Genomic DNA, 21,269 nt, shown 5'->3' on the forward strand with positions numbered 1-21,269 from the left:
GCAGCAGGTAAATATAAGAAATTTATCTGACGCTAGAAAAGCTAATTTTGTGAGGTATGAAATGAGTTTTAGCAAGAGTAAGTTTTTTAAAGAAGTATCAAGTAACGATATTAATAAAAGAAATGAAGAAGGAGAGACGATATTGCACCAAGCAGTAGAAATCTCCGATTACACAACAGTGAGGTTATTAATAAAAAAAGGGGCAGAGGTTAATGCAAGAGATAAAAATGGTTATACACCTCTGCACTGTGCAGTATTCGCAAAAAGTTTAGAAAATGTAAAAGTGCTGCTAAGAGAAGGAGCAGAAGTAAATGCCACTCAATATGTCACTGGATGTACGCCACTCCACTCTGCGTGCAAAGGAGCAGGAGTTGAAATAATAAAAGAGCTAGTAAAAGCAGGAGCTGAAGTTAATCAACTGAATAAGTACGGCGCAACGCCAATGTATTACATCTGGGAAAGTGAAAAGTATCGTCTATGTGATAGCAAAGAGAGTGAAAAGGCGAGTAAATTTTTGAGAGAAAAAGGAGGAATAACAAAAAGTAGAGAACTGACGTGCTATGGAATAGAGGGGCTAGTGGGAGAAATAGCAGACATGTTGAATGGAAGCTACATGCCGGAGCTAAAAATAATAGAGATAGGAGAAATAAGGAAGAGAGACAAATCGCTAATAAAGAAAGAATGTCAAAATTTAGCAAGCAAGATAATCAGCCAAGTGAATGCAATGATAGATGAGGTGGTAAAAAGGAAGGCTTAGGTTTAAAGAAAAGGTGGGGTAAGTTATGGTAAAGCTGGGTAAAAAAGATGAGTCACTATTAGAGAACTCGTTTAAAAATATTTATGAAAGAGACGAAAAAGGAAGAACAGCTCTACATTATGCAGTAGAGGTAAAAATAGTGAGGTTATTAATCGAAAAAGGAGTAGATGTGAATGCAGCAGATGTAAGAGGACATACAGCACTGCATCTAGCGATAACGGAGAAGCGTCTAGAAACAGTTAGAGAATTGATAAAATCAGGAGGGAATGTAAATGCTGAAGAGTATGGCAATAAATGCACTCCGCTGCATCTTGCATGTATGGTAGGAGAAAAAGAAATAGTGGAGGAGCTAGTAAAAGCAGGGGCTGAAATAGAGCAAGCAGATAAATTTGGAATAACAGCGATGGATTATGCAAAAAATAGCAAAGAAATAGCCGAGGTATTAAAGAAGGAAACAGAGAAAATGGAAAGTTTGTTAAAAAAATAAGAGTCGTATCAGAAAGCGCAACAGCAGTTGGCAAAGGAAGGGCTAGACCAAATTTGAAGGCTGTAGCTGATAAAAGTTGGTCTTTTTCATAAGAATAAATGGATTGATGGAAAAAAGGAGTGGTAAGGCTCCTTGCACTACAAAAACATTTGCAGGAGAAACTATGAGAAAAAGAACATTAACTTGCCGATACGAGCCAGATGAATTAGCGGAACAACATCTAGCAGACGCCTATGAGCTGTTACTAAGGTATGCGGTAAAAAGAAACAATGAAAAGGAGATAAAGAAAAATGATAACAGTGGCCTTATATGCAAGAGTTTCATCGAAGAGTCAAGCGCAGAACAATACAATAGAGAGTCAAATTGCCGAGCTCAAGCATAGAATTGCTGCAGATAAGCATGAGTTATTGAATGAGTATGAATTTAAGGATGATGGGCTTAGTGGGTGGAGTTTAGAACGTGAAGGTTTAGATGCATTACGTGATAAAGTAGGAGAAGATCAAATTGATAAAATTTATATTCATTCACCTGACCGACTATCAAGAAAATCTGCACATCAAATGATACTACTTGATGAATTTGAAAAAGCAGGAGTAGAAGTAATATTCTTAAATCATAAGACTGAAAATAATCCAGAGTCTAAATTGTTATTGGGAATGCAAGGATTAGTGGCAGAATATGAGTGTACAAAGATTATGGAACGTAGTCGTAGGGGAAAACTCCATAGAGCAAAAAAAGGCTGTGTAAGTGTAATTGGCATTGCACCTTTTGGTTATAATCGTATAAAGCATGTAGATAGAGAAAAGACAAAGTTTGAAATAAATGAAGAGGAAGCAAAAATAGTAAAGCAGATATTCATGTGGGTAGGGCAAGAGAGAATAAGTATAAGGGAAGTGATACGTAGACTAAGAGATAAGTCAATTAGAACAAGAACTGGAAAGAAGGTGTGGTGTCCAATAATAATTTGGAAGGTATTAAGAAATCCAGCATATAAAGGACAAGCAGCGTTTGGTAAATTAAAGAGGGTTGAAAAAAGAGAAAGAAATAAACAAAAGGTTTCTATCTGTCGCACAGATGAGGACAGCTGGATTTATATACCAGTACCAAAAATAGTTGATGAAGGGTTATTTAATAAAGTACAAAAGCAACTGGATGAAAATAGAAAAAGAGCAAGGATGCAGAGAGAGGGAGGAAAAAAGAAATATCTATTACAAGGTCTAGTTGTGTGTCAAAACTGTGGATATGCGTATAGTGGTGCACAATGTGGAGTTGAGGGAAAAAAGTTTAGCTATTATCGCTGTAGTAGTACTATACGTATTACTGATGGTAGGGAGAAGTGTACTAATAAATTGGTCCGTACAGATATGTTAGAAACAGCTATATGGGAAAAGGTGAAAAATTTACTAAAAAACCCAGAGATAATAAAAAATGAGTATCACCGTAGAATTGCAGAAAATAAAAATGATGAATCATCAGATAAGAAGTTTGCAAGAAGGGAAAATCAAATAAAACAAGGCATCGAAAAGTTAATGGAAGACTATTATAGTCAAGAAAATGTAGGAGATAAAGGATATATAAGTGAGGAAGAATTTAAACAGACGATGAAAAGAATGAGGGAACGCTTAAGAGGGATAGAAGAAGAGAAGAAAAAGGTAGTTGATCAAAAAGCAATAGAGAAGGGAATGAACCTTATCATCAACAGTATAAAGAGTCTTTATTCCAGTGTAAAATCTAATTTGGAACAGCTAGATTGGCAAACTAAGCGTGGCATCATTAAAGCATTAGTAGAACGAATTCAGATTGGTTATGATCAGGTAGAAGTGGCGTTTAGAATCGAAGAACCAGCACAGGATGGAGAGATTTTTAATTTGCAACATTGTACTGGACGTCATAATAACGGTATTGGCTGAGTTCATTAAGTAATTTTATGCGCAGCGTAATGACAAAAAGTGTTATTCACAAACACATTTTACTACATAATCAGCGCTAATATTAAAATGCTTATAAAGAGCTTCATAAGGTGCTGATTCTCCAAAATTTTTCATGCCAATAAATATACCGTTTGAGCCTATATATTTATGCCAACCCACTTCACTTCCAGCCTCAATTGCAACTTTAATGCTGTCATTATTTAATATTGCCCCTTTATATTCATCACTTTGCTCGTCAAAAAGCCTCCAACACGGCATAGAAATGACCCTTGTACCTACACCTTTTTCCTGTAATTTTTCTCTTGCCTCAACTGCAATTTCAACTTCAGATCCGGTAGCAAATATCGTCACTTCTAGCTTCCCTGAATATTCGCATAGTATATATGCACCAAATTTTGATAGGTTGGCCAATTGGTCAGTATAAGAGTGCATGTAATTAATATTTTGCCTTGAAAGTGCAAATAACGATGGAGATTCTTTTTTTTCCAATGCAATGCTAATGCACTCCAAAGTTTCAATTGCATCTGCTGGCCTAAAAACATACAGATTTGGTATAGCTCTCAGAGAAGCTAAATGCTCTATTGGCTGGTGAGTTGGACCATCCTCCCCTACTCCAATTGAGTCATGAGTCATTACATATATAACCTGCTGTTTCATCAAAGCTGAAAGACGTATAGCAGGGCGGCAGTAATCGGAAAATACTAAAAAAGTTCCACCATAAGGAATAATTCCACCATGAAGAGCCATACCATTCATACAAGCTGCCATAGCGTGCTCTCTCACTCCATAGTGGACATAAGAGCCACCATAATCATTACTATCTATTGCCTGCATGTGCTTATATTTAGTACAATTTGAACCGGTAAGATCAGCAGAGCCACCAATTAGTTCTGGCATAGACTTAGTCAATATTTCCATTACTTTGCCGAAAGAAGATCGAGTAGCTTCGTTTGGCATGAGCTCACATATTTGTTTCTTCAGGTTAGCCAAATCACTCTCGATGTTATTCGGCAAACGTTTCTCAAGTCTTCTTTGTAGTTCTTCATTGATCAAGGATGTATAGTTTTGTTTTGCCCTCTTAACTGTTTCCATCCAAGCGTTTTTCACATCTTCTGGTACATAAAATGGTTCATAGTTCCAATTCAATTTTTCTCTCATCTGTTTTACATCTTCCTCTGTAAAGGCACCACTATGAGCAGAAGATGTGCCAGCACGGCTCGAAAATTTTCCGATAATAGTTTTGCAACAGATTAGTGTAGGTTTATCAGACTTTTGTGCCTGCTCTATTGCAAGGGATATAGCATCAAAGTCATGCCCATCGATTTTGTCAACATTCCATCCATACGCTGAAAAACGCTTTTCTACATCATCAGAACAAGAGAGGCTAGTAAAGCCGTCTATAGAGATGTCATTGTCGTCAAAAAGTGCTATCAGCTTATTTAATTTAAGATGCCCAGCAAGGGACGCTGCTTCATGGCTTATACCTTCCATAAGACAGCCATCTCCTAGCATTACATAAGTGTAGTGACTGATTTCAAACTGCTTTTCAAGAATCGATTCAGCAAGTGCCATGCCAACAGCAGTGGCAAATCCTTGACCAAGCGGGCCTGTTGTTGCTTCTATACCAGAAGTTAAGCCAAATTCTGGGTGACCTGGAGTTTTTGATGTAAGTTGCCTGAAGTTTTTTAGTTCATCTATACTAATGTAGCCTGTCAGATATAATATAGAGTATTGCAACATTGAACCGTGACCATTTGATAAGACGAAACGATCTCTACTGATCCATTGAGAATCATCAGGGTTATGGTTTAGGTATTTAGCAAATAATACAGTGGCAACATCTGCCATGCCAAGTGGCATACCTGGATGTCCAGAATTTGCTTTTTGTACTGCATCAATTGATAAAAAGCGGACAGCATTTGCCATGGATTTTAGTAGTAGATGATTCATGTATTAATAGGAAAACTTAAAAGTGAAGTATACTATATCATAGTGGCAAAAACAAGTTGACACTTAATGTTAAAATCATTAATAATTTATAGTTAGATTGTGAGAATTTTTGTATGACAACTGTTATCAATAGAAAGTATAGAATCAGTCGCAGGCTTGGTGTAAACTTATGGGGTAGAGCAAAAGATTCGGTCAATAAAAGAAAATACCCTCCAGGTCAGCATGGTATTCTTGGATTTAAGAAGTTATCTGATTTTGGTAAGCAGTTTGCTGCACATAAAAAATTTAAGTTCTACTATGCAATTTCAAGTAAGCAGCTTAGACGTACATTTTTAGATGCCTACAAAAGAAAGGGTTATACGGCTGATAATTTTATTGGTGCCTTAGAATCAAGGTTAAGCTCTGTTTTATATCACTCTGGTTTTGTGCCAACAATTTACTCGGCAAAACAGCTTATATCTCATAAACATGTTACAGTTAATGATAAGGTGGTTAACATATCAAGTTATAGAGTGAAGCCTGGTGATATAGTAAAAATAAGGGAAAGAGCAGCAAAAATTCCTATATTAATAGAGGCTGAACAAAAACAAGAACGTAAGGCTCCAGATTATTTAGAGGCAGATAGCAAAGCACTTTCAGTGAAGTATTTGAGAGCGCCTCAATATTCCGAAGTCCCCTATTCAGCAGACATGGAAGTCAATTTAGTAGTAGAATTTTACTCTAGATAAACAACATAAGGCCCGTGTGGCGGAATCGGTAGACGCAGCGGACTTAAAATCCGTGGGTTTTGCGACCTTGGGAGTTCAAGTCTCCCCATGGGCACCAGTTTAATTTATCAAAAAAGTATGAAATGGCTTGATATAGAAGATATTGCAGAAGCTCTAGAAGAGAAGTTTCCCAATAAGGATATAATTAGTATTAGATTCACTGAACTTAAGAAAAAGATCTTGGGTTTGAAGGAGTTTGATGATGATGAAAAGTATTGTAATGAAAAAATATTAGAGGCCATTCAAGCAGCTTGGATTGCAGAAAGATCTTAAAAAACAGATAGCTATAAGAAAATTACTGCATACAGTAAAAAGATAATTTTCTTGGAAATACTATACTTTACCCGAATTTTAATTAGCTTCATAATAATTTAACAAATTAAAATTAAAAATGATTACAAGGTAGGAAACACAAAATTCTGGCAAATGCTAGATATACAAATACTGCTTTTTATGTGTGAGGCCGAGGATCATGAAAACAATAAGTTAGTTTTTTGTATAAGAAAGTTGTAATATAATTTAATTTTAAGCACTGGAAAGATGTTTAAATATAGCGGGCCAAAGAAATTAAAATCTATAATAGAAAACTATGCATTAAAATGCATGAAAAATAAGATCAGCAAAAATGAAATACGTCTTATTTTAAACTGGAAAAGTATAGTTGGAGAGGAATTAGCAGAATGTACAAAACCACAAAAGATCTCATACGCACAAAACGTAAATTCTGGTGTTCTGCATCTGTTAGTAACAAATGGCAGTAAAGCATTAGAAATGCAGCATATGGTTTCTCTTGTAATAGAAAAAATTACAGTGTTTTTTGGCTATAAAGCAGTATACGGTATAAAAATCAAGCAAGGGAGTTGACTATTTAACTATATAAGGTTAACCTAGTTACATAGGATAAATTGGTATATTGAAGTGAGTAGAATTTGTGAATTAACAAATAGAAAAAAGTCTTTTGGTAATAAGGTATCGCACTCAAATCGTAAAACAAAGCGTACCTTTCTCTTAAATTTACATAAAGTTACATTAACGAGTAATATATTAGAAAAAAAGTTTAGCTTTCGTATAGCGACAAGAACTTTAAGAACTATAGATTACAAAGGTGATCTTGATGCTTTCTTGCTCAACACAAAAACAATTAAACTAAGTAAAGAAGCGCAAAAGATAAAAAGAAGATTAAAGAAAGTTTTAGCAAAACAAGAGGTAGAGCTAGCTGTTTCAAATGCATAGTAAGCCTACATGGCTCAGAGCAAAAGCTCCAGCTGGTAAAGTATTCAATGAAACCTTAAATACTGTTAAGCTACATAACTTACATACAGTATGCGAAGAAGCTGCGTGTCCAAATATTGGTGAATGTTGGAATAAACGTCATGCTACTGTGATGATTCTCGGTTCTGTTTGTACTCGTGCTTGTGCGTTTTGCAACGTTGCAACTGGCATTCCTGATAAGCTCGATCCTCATGAACCAGAAAATTTAGCAAAAGCAATAAAAAAGTTAAATTTAAAGCACGTTGTCATTACCTCTGTTGACCGTGACGATTTACCAGATGGTGGTGCAAATCAGTTTATAAGGTGTATAGAAGAAATTAGAAAGATAACTTCGGAAACAACAATAGAGATCCTCACTCCTGATTTTTTAAATAAGAAAGGAGCGTTTGAAGCAATAGCTATTGCATCACCTGATGTTTATAACCACAACATCGAAACAGTGCCAAGGCTGTATGCAAAAATAAGACCAAGAGCTCGTTATTTTCATTCACTATATTTGCTAAAGATGGTGAAACAGATTAATTCTAAACTTTTCACGAAGTCAGGGCTTATGGTTGGTCTTGGAGAAACAAAAGAAGAAATCTTTCAGGTTATGGATGATTTACGTAGCGCCGAAGTTGACTTCATTACAATTGGTCAATATTTGCAACCAACTCCAAAGCATGCAAAAATTGATAGATATGTTACTCCAGAAGAGTTTGAGCATTATAAATATATTGCTTATTCTAAAGGCTTCTTGGTAGTTGCATCAAGTCCATTAACCCGTTCATCATATCACGCTGAAGAAGATTTTAACAGGCTCAAGTCCTGTAATTGACATCTCGATTTTATTGTCCCAAATTTGGGACAATAAATCAGAAAAGCTTAGTGAGTTGCCCTAGGCTTGACTTTTTACTTAGCTGATCACAAAAAGTATGAATTTTACAGCACCTAAACCAGCTGTTTAAGATCTTATATAAGCAATTGACAGCTACTGAGATGCCAGTTAAAATATTTACATAGTATATTAACAGAGGGTAAGGTGGGTTTTAGTGGATATGTACATGATAAAGCTTTAACAATATCAGATGTAAGTGCTAAAATTGATATAAGAGAGCTAGCAAACTTTCTACAGAGTAAAAAAGGCATTAACGAGCTTAATTTAATAAATGTAGAGATTGATAGTAAAGATGTAAAAGAGTTAAGTAAACTTACACATCTTACTTCGCTCACTCTAAGGAACAATAAACTCGGTTTTGAAAGTGCAGGATATATAGGTCAAGGCAATCTAAAAAACCTTACTTTACTTGAAATAAGTAATAACAATATTGGAGACAGAGGTTTTGCATTTTTGATTGGCAGCAAACGTCTCCCAAATCTTACTTTATTAAATGTAGAAAACAACAACATTGTTGGAGTGTGGCGCCACCACTATGGAGGAGATATAGCACTCAAAAATCTCACCTCACTTTATGTAGAAGGTAACGGTAAAAAATTCTTAAATGATAAAGAAGTTATCCTTGATAGTATAAAAAAAAGCTCAATAACCGAAGCGCCTGGACACTCTAGAGTAAAAGATGGTGAAGGTGCTACAAAAAAATTAGTAGCTAAAAGAAAAAAAACGATACAAGCTGCCAATAGTCAGTCAGATCCTAGTAGTAGGTTAAGTATAGAACTTTCCAAACAAGATGGGCTGCGTGAAATAGTACTTGACACTGAAACTACAGGTCTTGATGTCAATAGCCATCGAATTATCGAAATAGGGTGTGTAGAACTAATTAATCATATTCCAACAGGCAAAGTATTCCATCGATACATCAACCCAGAAAGGAGCATAGACAAAGGTGCATTTAAAGTTCACGGTATCAGCGAAGAATTTCTAAAGGATAAGCCATTATTTTCAGAGATTGCATCTGAATTTCTTAATTTTATATCTAGCGATACTTTGGTAATTCACAATGCTGGATTTGACATTAAATTTTTGAACATGGAACTTGGTAAACTGAATGCCAAATTAATCTCTTCAGACAGAGTGTTAGATACATTACCGCTTGCAAGAAAGAAATTTGGACCACCGGCTTCTTTAAGTGCATTGTGTGAGCGTTTTGGTATATCACTAGAGAGTAGGGAGTTACATGGAGCGCTAATTGACGCTGAGTTGCTAGCAAAAGTATATGTTGAGCGATTACAAACTCCTTTGGATCGATGTCAGCATGCAGTACGTAACTTATCTCTTAGAGGACACTTGCCAAGTAATGAAGAAGTTAGTGAGCAGTTAGATGAGATTAACGTATCTGTTCATGAGGGAGTAGTAGATAGAAGATTATAAAAACGCCTTTTGCTTTCAGTAGCGAAATTATTCTCTCAATGAATGTGTTTTCTAGCTTTAAAAATGCGAATCTCAATATCTTATCTTGAATTACTTAACTGTTGGTTCAAGTTTAAGTTCTTATCATGGTATGTATTTACATCTTTTAACACTTTAAGTGGTTCACCTAGACTATGTTCCACTTTTGTCTCAAATTTAAATCCCAAATTTCCAAAAAATTCTTGAAAATACTCAATAGTAATGTCACACAAACTTCTACCACTTGCTTTATAATTTTTCAGCTCTTTCGGAATAATAAGAGACACTTTACCATCTTCATATGTTACATTTCTACCCTTACAGTTCAGTTTAAATTCTACTGAACTGTAAAAACCTGGTGTTTTGATATCACTAGCAAGATCACTGCTAAGTACCCTTATACATTCCATGCTAAAACTGAGTTTTAGACAATTGGAACTATGGCAATCCATACTATAAGTTATTATTATATCAGAATCTAACACAAGCAAGCCAAGTGGAAAAAGAGCCTTTAATAAATGCAGAAACAAAAAATGATTATATCCTTCTTGATGATAACTAGTTATCAATTCTTCTATAATAGAGTCATTTGGAACTGTTGCACCAACACGTATAAACATTTCCATAAAGACTACTTTAAGAAATAAACAATAGTTTCTTTTCCCTTTTTCATTCCCTAAAATGAGATCTTTATGTTTTGAATATAGCTCCTCGATAAGCTCATTGGTTATTTTTTGTTTGTTGATAGTAAGGTTGTGTGATCTATCAAGGTCAATATATGTGTTGTAACCAGAGTTTATGCTACTCCAACCACCTGATTTCATTGGTATAGATTTTAAATCAGAATACTTGAGCTTTTTTACTTCAGATTTCAATGCGTTAACTATTTTTTTTGACATATCACAATCTTATATTATATACGTATTACGTACTTTTCATCATAAGTAAAGGTTTTCTGTAAAACTTGATTTACTTTTTATTATACTCACCTTATTAAAAAAAGCGGAGATTTCAATATCTTATTTTAAATTCTTCAAGTTTAGATTCTTGTCTTTGGTTGTATTTATATCACTTAATACTCCAAGTGGCTTATCCAGATTATACTCAAAATTTTCCTCAAAAAAGTGAAATCCAAATTTTTCGCAAAATTTCTGAAAATACTCAATAATAACGTCAAACAAATTCTTATCATTTGCTTTGTAATTTTTCAGCTCCTTAGGAATAGTGAGAGAAACCTTACCTTCTTCATATATCACATTTTCACCTTCACATTTTAGTTTAAACTCCACTGAGTTTTGTAAATCACATACTAAAATTTTATTACCGTTATATATACCATCATTTACGCTAAAACTGAACTTCAGATAATTTGGATCTTCACAACTTATATAGGTCCTTTCTCTGTAAGAAGGAATTAAATAGTGGAATGAATACATGCACAATCCAAAAGAACGAAGTGCTTGACTTTGAGAAGAAAAGAATTGCTTGTACCCAGACCTGTTATAATAAGTTATCAATTCTTCCATAATAGAGTCATTTGGAACTGCTGCACCGGCGTGTACAAATACTTCCGTGAAGATTTGCTTAAGAAACAGACGATAACTCCCTTTTTTGTCCTTATCTTCTGTAATGAGATTTTCATGTTTTAAATATAAATTTTTAATGAAATCATTAGTTATTGCCTTCCCATTAATAACAAGGTCACAAACAAATTCATATTCACTATTGAAGTCCATATCCAAATCCTTATATGTTCTATAATCAGAACTTTCTGTAGACTTCAAATCAGCATATCTCCTCTCCCTCGCCTTATCTTTCAGCTCATTAATCACTTTTTTTGACATATATACTATAATAGATATAAATCATTAATTTTTAACTAATATAGACTATGAACTGTAACTTGAGTTTCTTGCGGGTTTGCACTTGATTACTTTAACGATAGATCTTCCAATTCCATCTGATCTACTTGTACTTTTTCTAACTCACTTTTTACCTGCTTATGGTATAAGTTTTCTCTTCTCGCCCAAGATAGATCACTATCTATTATATAAACGTAATTGCCATTGTCCTCTTCGAAGCAAAACAGCTTCAGTTTACTTTCGTCTTGACCAATTAATTCACTACGAATTACTTCTACAGTATAAAATTGACCCAAATTCATACTTACTTCAGGATGTTGCATATACCTTAACACCCGTGGCTCATATAATTTTCTTATCTCACCATTTTTGAGATCACCTATTGTACACTCTATCTTCTTTAATCCGTATTTAATAACTCTCACTAATCTCTTCGTCTCATAATCCCACAGCTGTTCTTCTTCCAATCTTTTACATGCGGTAAAAAATTGTGATTCTTCTCTTTGCATAAACCGAGATAAACGTTCTGCCAACTCATAGCACATTTTTTCTTGACTCAGTATTTCTCTTTTATATTGAGCTAAAATATTAATCGCTATACTTGGACAACTTACTGCAATCAAGTCATTATTTAAATCCGTTTTAATAATTTTGCCGGTCTCTTGATCAACATGTGCAGTAATTTGCCCTAACAATATTCCCTCAGGGATTGTTATATCCTTCCCTATATGAGTGTCAATGGCTTTTAAAGAATCAAAGTCTATATATATTCCACCCTCATGTTCCGTAAACTGCTTTAAGAGTGACAGAGCAATCAATCTAAAGGTATCTATTTCAACGGCAAAATACATCCTTTGCTCCTCTGACATATTATACATATTCTTAAAGAAATCCTTTATGCTAATGTCTTCACCATCTACCTTCCATCCTGTATCTATTTCGCTCCAGTCGTATTGGTGTAAATCTACAACATGCACTCCTTCCATTCCTTTCAGTTCACGCTTTAAATCATCTATTTGATTTTCTTCAAATCCAGGACCATTTATAACCAGATATATGTCCCTCTCCTCTTCATTTGTTAATTTATGATTTTTGATTATATCTAAGTAATTAAGGTCACTGTTTTTACCATCTGGTAAAGATGCACCATATACTCTTGGTACCCAAGTTAGTATTATTGGCGCTTCATTTGATAATTTTTTTACATTACCGATCATTATTTTACCTTAACACATTTATGTTATAATGAGATTTTAGCAAAAAAACTCAACTAAAAGTCCTTGCTTCTAGCTAAAATATTTTAGGAAAAGCTTCAGTGTTCTCTGTGCCTTAAGCCATTGACAGCATATATATCTGGTTCATCCATCACCAGCAGTGGCTTGCCAAGGTTGTGCTCTATGTTTATATTACGCTCAGAATTGTACTCTATTTTTGTATCAAACTTAAAGCCCAATTTCTCACAGAGCTTTTTTAAATATTCAACAACCTTGTTAATAATATCAGTAAGCTTATCGAGCAGATTGTCATTACCAGCTCTGTAGTCTTCTAATGCTTTAGGAATTGTAAACAACACTTTACCATCTTCATATGTCACATTTCCATCTTTATATTTCAGTTTAAATTCTACTGAGCCGGATAAATTGCATAGCTCATCTAATGACATATAACCGTCTGTAGAGTAAGACACTCTCACGTTTTCTGTGCTAGAAAAGCATCTAAGATAGTTAGGATCATTACACTCCATATGAATACTTATCCTTTCAGAGCAAGATGCCATCAAATCACAAGGTTGTAATGCTTCATTATAGAAGAGTTTAAAAAAGCCAGAATAACCCGCCTGATTATAGTTAGTTATCAGCTCCTCAATAATCAAATCATTTGGAACTATTGCATCAGCGTACTCAAACATTCCTATAAAGACTCTCTTGAGAGATAAACGACTGCTCTCTGCTTCATTTGCGTTTCTTAACAGCCCACTAATAACTTCATTAGTTATTACTCTACCATTAATGATAATATTATCCATTCTTCTAAGATCTTTATATTTCAGATCGCCAGAGTTAACTTCACTCCATCCTCCTGATGTTTTTGCTTGAGCTTTTAAGTAATTATATTCCAGCCCTTTTACTTTAGCTTTCAGTGCATTAACTATTTTTTTTGACATATTATTCCCTCTATCACATAGATTAATACTAGTGTTATATTTTATTGACTGTCAATTATTTAGAACCTTTGCTTTAAAGGACTTTCTATCTTTAACAACTGTTATGCAAGCGATAGATTTTTCATTGCTATCTGGTCTACTTCTGCTTCTTCCAGCTTGTTATCTACTCGTTCATGGTATAGATCTTTTCCTTTCATCCAGGATAAATCACTTTCTAGTACGGGAACATAATTACCATTGTTACAATTAAAAGAAAATGATGGACATTTGCTCACTTTTTCACCATCACATAATTGAACAATAAGAACTCGTGCTGTACTCATTTGAGCAAAACTTAAGCTAAATTCACCAAGCGCGTTGTTAATACACTGAAAGTTCTCGATATTATATAGCTCTTGTATTCCGTTGCTTTCAAAGTTTGAAACGCATTTTTTAATCTTTTCCTTTGTTTGTTTAATTATCTCATTTTTGAGTTCTTCATCTTTTGTGAATAAGGAAACTCCTTTAGCAAGTTCTTCTTCTTGTTCTAAAGCTGTAGATAAGCGCTTTTTAACCTCATTACAAGCCTCTTTTTGGCTTAATATTTTATCTTTATAATCAGACAAAATATTAACTGCTACACTTGAATTATTTATCGCAATGCAATCATTATTTGTAAAAATCATTAGATTTTTATATTCGTCATAATGATTTGAGTTCTTTATATCTACTGCACTTGTGTAGTTCGTATTTCCTTCTTGATCAAGAAAACACGCTATAACATTTCCTAATAAAATTCCCTCAGGAATTGTTATATCCTTCCCTATATGAGAGTCAATGGCTTTTAAAGAATCAAAATCTATATATATCCCACCTTCGTGTCCTGTAAACTGCTTTAAGAGTGCCAGAGCAACTAATCTAAAAGTATCTATTTCAACAGCAAAATATGTTCTTTGCTCCTCTGACATATTATACATATTCTTAAAGAAATCCTTTATGCTAATGTCTTTACCATCTATTTTCCATCCTGTGTCTATTTCACTCCAGTCATATTGATGCAAGTCTATAACATGTACTCCTTCAATTCCTTTCAGCTCATGTTTTAAACTATCTATTTGATTTTCTTCAAATCCAGGACCATTTATAACCAAATATATGTCCCTCTCCTCTTTATTTGTTAATTTATGATTTTTAATTATTTCTAAATAATTCAGGGTACTATTTTTACCATTCGGTAAAGATGCACCATGTACTCTTGGCACCCATGTTAGTATTATTGGTGCTTTATTTGATAATTCATTTACACTATTAGTCATAATTTTACCTCACTATATTGCTATATTTATAATATAGTGGATTTTTTAATAAAGTGTAAATCAATATACCTGTTGGTTAGCTGAAGTTCTTGATCAATAGTTTCGCTTTCGTATTATCCAATGAATCACCGTAGGTGACTGCTTTGAGATAAAACTTTTTACCCCTTTGTACTTCGAAAGAAATTATTGAATGATCAAGCAGAACGAATTTTTCACCTGCAGTGTGTTCATATTTCTTAGTGCCTTTTTGACCTCTAATTAGGCCACTCAATTTGTATTTATTCTTATCTATAAGCTTTGCTCTTTCGAATTTTATTACCTCTTTTCCAACCAGCGCTAACACAGTTGGACTCATGACGTCTATCTTACCAAAACGCAGTACTACTGTAATTCCCTCATCGGTAAATTCGATTACATATCCGTAAGTAGATTGTATATTTGCGCTCGCGATGGGCTTATAATTTTTATCATCATACGAAATAAAAAGCGTTGCTCCTTTCCAACCTTCCTCTTCACTAATTAAAGTAAAACTTGCGATATTACCTTTAATATGCGGTAAATCTATCATTTCCACGATAGATTTACTGACGCGAGAAGGAGGGTATTCTTTAAGCATAAGTGATCTTGTTGAAGGAAAGGAGAGCTTGTATATAGAGGGATCATAACCAACTCCCATTACTTGAATGGACATGCTTTCAAACTTTGTTTTTATAATTCTCATCGTATGTCTTTTCTCGCCATCTGAAATTGCTATGACATCACTTGGTAAAAGCCATGCATATTTTATCGGGAGCTTAAAGTTGTATACATTTCTCTCTTGCCACGAAGAATAAAGTAAAACTTCAGCTATATTTTGCACCTCCCCTTCCTCCATAATGAGCGGTATTGGAACTGTTGCAGCATTGCCCTGCTTTGGCAGTTCAGCATATTTCACATCAATTGGATAGCCAAAATTGCGGTTAAAATAAACAACATTGACTTTACTATTTAAATCTAGCTGACTAATATTAACAAGTTTTGCAACGTTATTGGTAACCATCTCGCCAATTGGTATTTCAGTTTTCACTCCCCTGCCCTTTTGAATAAATTTCAGTTTTGAGTTCTGTTCAACCACATCAAAAAAATAGCACCTTCGCAGCATTTTAATAATTGAGCGTACGGGTTGCTGATCATTTATTACATACCCAGATAGTAATCCTTTAACATCACTTGTATCAAACTGATCGCCTTTGAGACCTACCTTTTGCAACAGATCAGACAAAACATCGGAAACATTAAGTTGTGAAATTTTTCCCTGAATCCAGTGCCCTGTTTGCCAATTATGGCAGTCAGTCCACATATCACACAAGTTGGGAAAATAAGGAAATGGCCTTGCATCCCACGCCCAGAGAAACATTTTCTCCACCATTTCTGAGCTTTGCCACTTTTTTAATGTTCCTTCGATTGCAGTTTTCTGCGAAAGAAAGCTCACCTCTCCGTTTGAGTATCGTGGATATTTACTCTCTATACTACCTTTATCAACAAACACATTGGGCTCATTAGTGCAGCCGTTCATACTGGGAAATCCATATTCGGTAAACCATATTTTCTTCATTTTTGGTTGCCATTTTGTTTTACTACCACCTGGATTTACATGAACTTCACTCCACCATTTCTCGATATTTTTCCACGCATATTCGCTGTCATTATACTTTATTTTCTCAGGATCACTTTTTGAGTAATCGTAAAAATAATCATACCCTACCCCACTGCTCCAACCACCCGTTACATCTTTCGCGGAATAGCCAAAAGGAGGTTCTGGGCCATCGGTGAGTGGAAAGTAAGCATCTATGCCAATAACATCGATGAACTGTGAAGACCATAGTTCATCCATATTATACCAACCATCATATGAATGATACTCACTCCAATCGGCAGCGTAAGTTACGTTTACTTCTTTTCCAAGCTGAAATTTTACTTGCTTTGCAACTTTAACTAGCTCTGCTACTGCAGGATAGTGACCCTCTACATCTTTCACTCTGGTGAGCTGCGCAAATTCAGACCCGATTATAAACCCTTCCACTTTAGTTTGTTTGGCAATGCTCGTGTAATGCTCTATGAATTTGCTATACTGATTCTCAAAAAAATCACTTATATCCTGAGGAGTACCGCTCAATTTTCCTCGCCACTCTTTGTTTTTTGTGTCAAGCAAGAGCATTGGATAGAGCATCACCTTATAACCTCTGCTATGCAGCTCTTCTATATATCTTATTAGTGCTGCATCGCTAACTGTACCACCATATCTTGGATTTCCATGATTATCTTTTGAAATGAGCTGGGCATTATCCCTGGTTATATTTCCCACTTGCCAATCATCAGGCACTATAGCAGAATCGTCTTGAAATTCAACTGCAGGATATATTTTACAATCTTTGATATTCAAACTGCTTGCAAACCAATTAACCACTACCGATGCCCATTCAACATTTGGTAAACTTTCCTTCAATTGGTCCAAAGAAAGCATAGCATCGCTCTTTTTTGTGTGATTATTGTGATTTACTCTTTGTACCGGTCCATAGGGAATATATTGACTACTGCTTATTTTTTCTCGTGCAATTTTCTTCTGTATTTTCGTATCATACACAAACTCCCCTGAACCTGGTATGATATTGATATTCTTAATATTTTCTGCCACTGAAAATCCACTTGATTTTAATGCAGTTTGCACTTCAAATGTAAACACCGGAACACGATTACTATAGTCTGCCAAAGGGAAATTTTTGATGACTATGTAAGATATTCCTCTATAAGCTGGTACATTCTTCTCACCTTCGATTGATAACATAAACGGATCAGGGTTTTGGTCTTCTCTGCCGTGGTAAAAAGTATAATCTATTTCATCAAAACTAAGCGATTTTATATCCGCCCAGATTCTATTTAATTTTTCTACTTTCCCCTTGCAAATTGCAATTGCGAGTGTTGCATAGTAGTTATATGTAATATTTATACCTCTTCCTGTTTTATTTTGAGTGGTTATCGCCTCCTCTTTTATTGGCTGTGACCAAATAATGTTTCCAGCAATGCGAGCAGTGCCATAGATAATTGGAATTGCTTTGCCATAAGTTGAGGTTTGAACTTGCAGATTTTTCAGCCTCGCCCCATGCGTTATCTTTTGCTCGGCATCAAGACCAAATATTGCATTATCAAGCTGTGAACCAAGCAGAGCACCGAGTTCTGAGCCAACAATCTGGCCAATTGGCCCAAAAATACTGCCCGCTTTACTTAAAATTGATGATAAAATTATTGTAGACATAATATTCTCCTTTTTAATAGATTGTTTTGAATTTTTGAAAGAAGATCCCAGACTGGGATAAAATTGGGACCTACTATATAGTAGTGTCATGCGACTGGTATCCAGGAAAAAAAGGATGTCATCCGAGTAGCCCTTTTCCTGTCATCCGAGTAGCTGACACTGGGATCCATTGTTCTTTATTTCTGAATTCCAGCTGGCTTTGTTGCACCACTCAAGGAAAGAACAGGCAGTTACTGATGGAATTTGTTATAAAATAGATATTTAGCCGACAAAGGAAAAATATGCCAATAAGAATGAAAGTCAGTAACTGCAATGAATATAACAAATTTCTTCAAGAAAGGGGAAATGTTTTTCATTATATCAACGATGCCATTGAAAATTGGTACGAAAATAGTCCAAAAGTAGCAGGTGGCAACAATGTCTACAGCGACAAAGTAGTGATTCTAATTCACATAATAACCTATCTATTCAGGATTGGTCTTAGGCAAACAGTGGGATTTATAGAGAAATATCTTGAGCAAATAGGGAAAATTTTGCAAATTATCAGCTATTCGCAGGCTTCAAGAAGGTTTAAAAAGCTTAATATCAAAATCAACGACTGCAGAGTTGATAAGAACGATATGGAAGATATTGAAATTGCTATAGATAGTACAGGTATCAGCATCTACAATAATATTCCAGGCCATAGTAAGGCAAATGGTACAGATAGAAAGTATCGCCGCTATGAGCAAACAAGAAAGCTACATGTAATGCTAGAGATAGGTAGTAAAAAAGTTATAGCTGCAAAATACAGTAGTGGAGTTTATTCCGACCACTATGGAGCCTGTGATCTTATTGAAAGAGTGGATACCAAGTATAACATAAGCACGATATATGCAGATAGATCGAAAGAAGTTATACAAACTGTGCGATGAGCTTGACATAAAGACAAGGATTCCTCCGCAAAATAATGCAGTAGAGCATCCAAAGTTGGATTATATGAATGAGAGAAATTCTACAATCAAGCTCATAAAGTCATATGATGAAGATGGTATGAAGAGGTGGAAAAAAGAGATAAATTATTGGAAGAGATCTTATATAGAAAGTTTTTTCTCGCGACTGAAGCAAATATTTGGATTTAGTTTTAGGAATAAATCTGAGATTAATCGTGAGAAGGAACTGCTACTCAAGTGTTATTTGCTTAACAAATTTACTGAAATAGGCATGGCTAAGTTTGATATAGCTTCATGAATTTATTATACATTACCCACTATCCGAAGAGCTGTGCAACAAAGCCATTCCAGCGTCACGCGCTGGAATGACATTAAATGATTTTTCTTTGAATTTGAGTTATGCAAGCAAGCCCCTTTGTTGTCATGCAAGTAGCCCCTTCGATGTCACCCGAGTAGCCCTCTTCCTGTCATCCCAGTACTGGGATCCAGCCTTTCTTACCAACAAAAAACTTGGCATAACTTGCGTGCTCAAAAAATTCCTGGATTTCAGTACTGGAATGACACCCTTTTAGAAGTTCCTTCTGGATAAAAACTATTGTCAAGCACTGGAATGACATGATTCGACTTGCATGACCAGACTGTGTAGTAATTCTCTTTATTCCTCGATTTGCCACTTACTTCCTCGAGAAGATACATCACTCAATGAAGAGCTTACTGATGAACTTCTAGATAAGCTTCCAGATGATAGCCTTGTATCCTTGTTTTTAGTTTTTCCGTTACTATGTTTCTCATTCTTCTTATCTTCAATGTTATGTTCCTTCTTAAATCTTTCACATAAAGTGAAAATAGGAGTGCTTTTGCCTTTACTTTTCTCCTCTCGTATATACTTGGCTAAACCAATCAGATTTGCTGGTGAAAAACCATTAGTACTCTTTACAATAGTTTCAATATTTAGAGGGCTTAATTCTTTGAGATATTCTTTTAGTATTCCCCTACGCGTACTTTCTTTATCCAGCCCAGGAACCTCAATACACTCCAAACGACCACCCCTAGTAAACGCAGGATCTAAATGATCCTTATGATTAGTTGCAGCAATCACCATTATATTTTTTGAGGATAAAAACTCTTTATCCAATTTAGTGAGTAAATAAGTTAAAGGCCCTGCATCCTCATTAACAGTTCGCTTTTTACCAACTCCGTCAATCTCATCTATAAAAATCATACAAGGACTGTTTGTCTCTGCTTTCTCAAAAACTTGATCTATATTCCTTTGACTAGACAAGCAAGACGCAGAAACAGACATAAACGCAAACAGAGATTTAGTTTGACTTGCAATTGCCTTACTAATACTAGTCTTACCAGTTCCTGGTGGACCGTACAAGAGATATCCTCCGCTTTTTGACTCACAAATTCCTCTCAACTTTTCTTTTATGTCATTTGGTAATATAATATCACTAAATGTTGTATTCCACCCTCTTTCTTCATCTTTTGCGTAAAATTCCATATTCAGCTTTGCTTCTACTTCATTTTTTGTTGCAGGACTATTAATTAACCTTGCAGAAAGATCACTAACCTCTTTTTTTAACCCATTCACTTCATCTTTCGTTACAAAATTCTCTGAAATTCTATGAACTTTTTCTTCTAGACCACTAAACCCGTATTTATTTTCTTTATCCTTTCCATCTTCTAATTCTTCTTTAATTGGAGTTAGCTTATTTTCTTCTTTCCTTAACCCTTTATTCGGCTCTTCGACTTCAGCTTTCGAGTTTTCTTGAGATTTTTTATTTTGTTTAATCATTTTATATGAAAACACAATTACTACTGCAGAAAGCGCAAATAAAATAAAAATAACAGGGGGAGCTATATTTAAAGCTGCAACTGAAGATAAAAATGCAACGTAAGGAGCTACAGCAAAAACTCCAGATGTAATTAATGTAAGGGAAGCAATAGCACCAGCTATAAAAAAAGTTATATTAGCTCTATTAGACATATTTTAGCTTATAAACAGTTAATTTATAAATAATACATTTAAAGAGTACAAGCTTTTCATAGTAAAGCAAGACTAATTAAAGAGATAACTCAAGGTGTCCTTAATCAATCTATGATCGAGGTATTATGCAGTATTAAGATATAAGATGGTATGTTGTATTTTTAATTCAGTGTTCTTTTTCTGTCATTCCAGGGTACTGGAATGACAGATGCTATGATAAGAAATTCAATAACTTAAAGTAGGT

The 21,269-nt window shown here is 34.8% G+C and carries 18 protein-coding genes, 1 tRNA gene and 1 pseudogene; 12 read left to right on the plus strand and 8 right to left on the minus strand.

Annotated elements, in window-relative coordinates:
- Positions 1 to 61: 61 nt before the first annotated feature.
- The 4 genes from MJ631_RS03550 (at position 62) to MJ631_RS03565 (ending at position 3,154) form a co-directional block, all read left to right on the plus strand.
- The gene (locus tag MJ631_RS03550; protein ID WP_019236389.1) at positions 62 to 757 is read left to right on the plus strand and encodes an ankyrin repeat domain-containing protein; all 696 of its coding nucleotides are present in this window, start codon (positions 62 to 64) and stop codon (positions 755 to 757) included.
- A gap of 25 nt (positions 758 to 782) precedes the next feature.
- The gene (locus tag MJ631_RS03555) at positions 783 to 1,244 is read left to right on the plus strand and encodes an ankyrin repeat domain-containing protein (RefSeq protein WP_262986671.1); all 462 of its coding nucleotides are present in this window, start codon (positions 783 to 785) and stop codon (positions 1,242 to 1,244) included.
- Positions 1,245 to 1,350: 106 nt separating this feature from the next.
- Positions 1,351 to 1,626 carry a hypothetical protein gene (locus MJ631_RS03560; protein WP_017532679.1) on the plus strand — a complete coding sequence of 92 codons (276 nt, stop codon included), beginning with the start codon at positions 1,351 to 1,353 and terminating at the stop codon, positions 1,624 to 1,626.
- Positions 1,535 to 3,154, plus strand: a complete 1,620-nt coding sequence (locus MJ631_RS03565; protein WP_262986672.1) for a recombinase family protein — start codon at positions 1,535 to 1,537, stop codon at positions 3,152 to 3,154. The genes MJ631_RS03560 and MJ631_RS03565 overlap by 92 nt, the downstream gene beginning before the upstream one ends.
- Positions 3,155 to 3,196: 42 nt before the next feature.
- Here the strand turns inward: MJ631_RS03565 and tkt are convergent, their stop codons facing one another.
- Complete coding sequence (gene tkt / locus MJ631_RS03570; protein ID WP_214303440.1) at positions 3,197 to 5,125, minus strand: transketolase; 1,929 nt, start codon at positions 5,123 to 5,125, stop codon at positions 3,197 to 3,199.
- A 113-nt stretch (positions 5,126 to 5,238) separates the two neighbouring features.
- Between tkt and rpsD the strand changes: the two genes are divergently transcribed.
- The 7 genes from rpsD (at position 5,239) to dnaQ (ending at position 9,472) form a co-directional block, all read left to right on the plus strand.
- Complete coding sequence (gene rpsD / locus MJ631_RS03575) at positions 5,239 to 5,853, plus strand: 30S ribosomal protein S4 (protein WP_006012690.1); 615 nt, start codon at positions 5,239 to 5,241, stop codon at positions 5,851 to 5,853.
- A gap of 10 nt (positions 5,854 to 5,863) precedes the next feature.
- Positions 5,864 to 5,950 (plus strand) — tRNA-Leu (locus MJ631_RS03580).
- Positions 5,951 to 5,970: 20 nt separating this feature from the next.
- Positions 5,971 to 6,165, plus strand: a complete 195-nt coding sequence (gene iscX, locus MJ631_RS03585) for a Fe-S cluster assembly protein IscX (protein WP_026097274.1) — start codon at positions 5,971 to 5,973, stop codon at positions 6,163 to 6,165.
- Positions 6,166 to 6,432: 267 nt separating this feature from the next.
- Positions 6,433 to 6,756 carry a DUF721 domain-containing protein gene (locus MJ631_RS03590; RefSeq protein ID WP_006012687.1) on the plus strand — a complete coding sequence of 108 codons (324 nt, stop codon included), beginning with the start codon at positions 6,433 to 6,435 and terminating at the stop codon, positions 6,754 to 6,756.
- Between the two features lie 54 nt (positions 6,757 to 6,810).
- Positions 6,811 to 7,125, plus strand: coding sequence for a 50S ribosomal protein L28 (gene rpmB / locus MJ631_RS03595; RefSeq protein ID WP_149168840.1), 315 nt, complete (start codon positions 6,811 to 6,813; stop codon positions 7,123 to 7,125).
- Positions 7,118 to 7,981: a lipoyl synthase gene (lipA, locus tag MJ631_RS03600; protein WP_149168839.1), complete on the plus strand. Its 864-nt coding sequence runs from the start codon at positions 7,118 to 7,120 to the stop codon at positions 7,979 to 7,981. The genes rpmB and lipA overlap by 8 nt, the downstream gene beginning before the upstream one ends.
- An 831-nt stretch (positions 7,982 to 8,812) precedes the next feature.
- Positions 8,813 to 9,472 carry a DNA polymerase III subunit epsilon gene (gene dnaQ, locus MJ631_RS08020; RefSeq protein WP_372436136.1) on the plus strand — a complete coding sequence of 220 codons (660 nt, stop codon included), beginning with the start codon at positions 8,813 to 8,815 and terminating at the stop codon, positions 9,470 to 9,472.
- Between the two features lie 80 nt (positions 9,473 to 9,552).
- Here the strand turns inward: dnaQ and MJ631_RS03610 are convergent, their stop codons facing one another.
- From MJ631_RS03610 to MJ631_RS03635, 6 genes are all read right to left on the minus strand, one after another.
- Complete coding sequence (locus MJ631_RS03610; RefSeq protein WP_149168838.1) at positions 9,553 to 10,389, minus strand: hypothetical protein; 837 nt, start codon at positions 10,387 to 10,389, stop codon at positions 9,553 to 9,555.
- A 120-nt stretch (positions 10,390 to 10,509) separates the two neighbouring features.
- A complete protein-coding gene (locus MJ631_RS03615; protein ID WP_214303441.1) occupies positions 10,510 to 11,334 on the minus strand; it encodes a hypothetical protein in 825 nt (274 codons plus the stop codon).
- A gap of 86 nt (positions 11,335 to 11,420) precedes the next feature.
- A complete protein-coding gene (locus MJ631_RS03620) occupies positions 11,421 to 12,569 on the minus strand; it encodes a hypothetical protein (protein ID WP_214303442.1) in 1,149 nt (382 codons plus the stop codon).
- A gap of 95 nt (positions 12,570 to 12,664) precedes the next feature.
- Complete coding sequence (locus MJ631_RS03625; protein WP_262986674.1) at positions 12,665 to 13,516, minus strand: hypothetical protein; 852 nt, start codon at positions 13,514 to 13,516, stop codon at positions 12,665 to 12,667.
- A gap of 101 nt (positions 13,517 to 13,617) precedes the next feature.
- A complete protein-coding gene (locus MJ631_RS03630; RefSeq protein WP_214303444.1) occupies positions 13,618 to 14,811 on the minus strand; it encodes a hypothetical protein in 1,194 nt (397 codons plus the stop codon).
- A 76-nt stretch (positions 14,812 to 14,887) separates the two neighbouring features.
- Positions 14,888 to 18,103: a glycoside hydrolase/phage tail family protein gene (locus MJ631_RS03635; protein ID WP_262986675.1), complete on the minus strand. Its 3,216-nt coding sequence runs from the start codon at positions 18,101 to 18,103 to the stop codon at positions 14,888 to 14,890.
- Positions 18,104 to 18,384: 281 nt separating this feature from the next.
- Here MJ631_RS03635 and MJ631_RS03640 point away from each other — a divergent pair.
- Positions 18,385 to 19,333 (plus strand): annotated as a pseudogene (locus tag MJ631_RS03640) (IS5 family transposase).
- Positions 19,334 to 19,690: 357 nt separating this feature from the next.
- Here MJ631_RS03640 and MJ631_RS03650 read toward each other — a convergent pair.
- Positions 19,691 to 21,025 (minus strand): AAA family ATPase, encoded by a 1,335-nt coding sequence (locus tag MJ631_RS03650; protein WP_262986676.1) that lies wholly within the window; start codon positions 21,023 to 21,025, stop codon positions 19,691 to 19,693.
- Positions 21,026 to 21,269: the final 244 nt, after the last annotated feature.

Origin of the sequence: Wolbachia endosymbiont of Oryzaephilus surinamensis, assembly GCF_025617515.1 — a bacterium.
GTDB lineage: Bacteria > Pseudomonadota > Alphaproteobacteria > Rickettsiales > Anaplasmataceae > Wolbachia.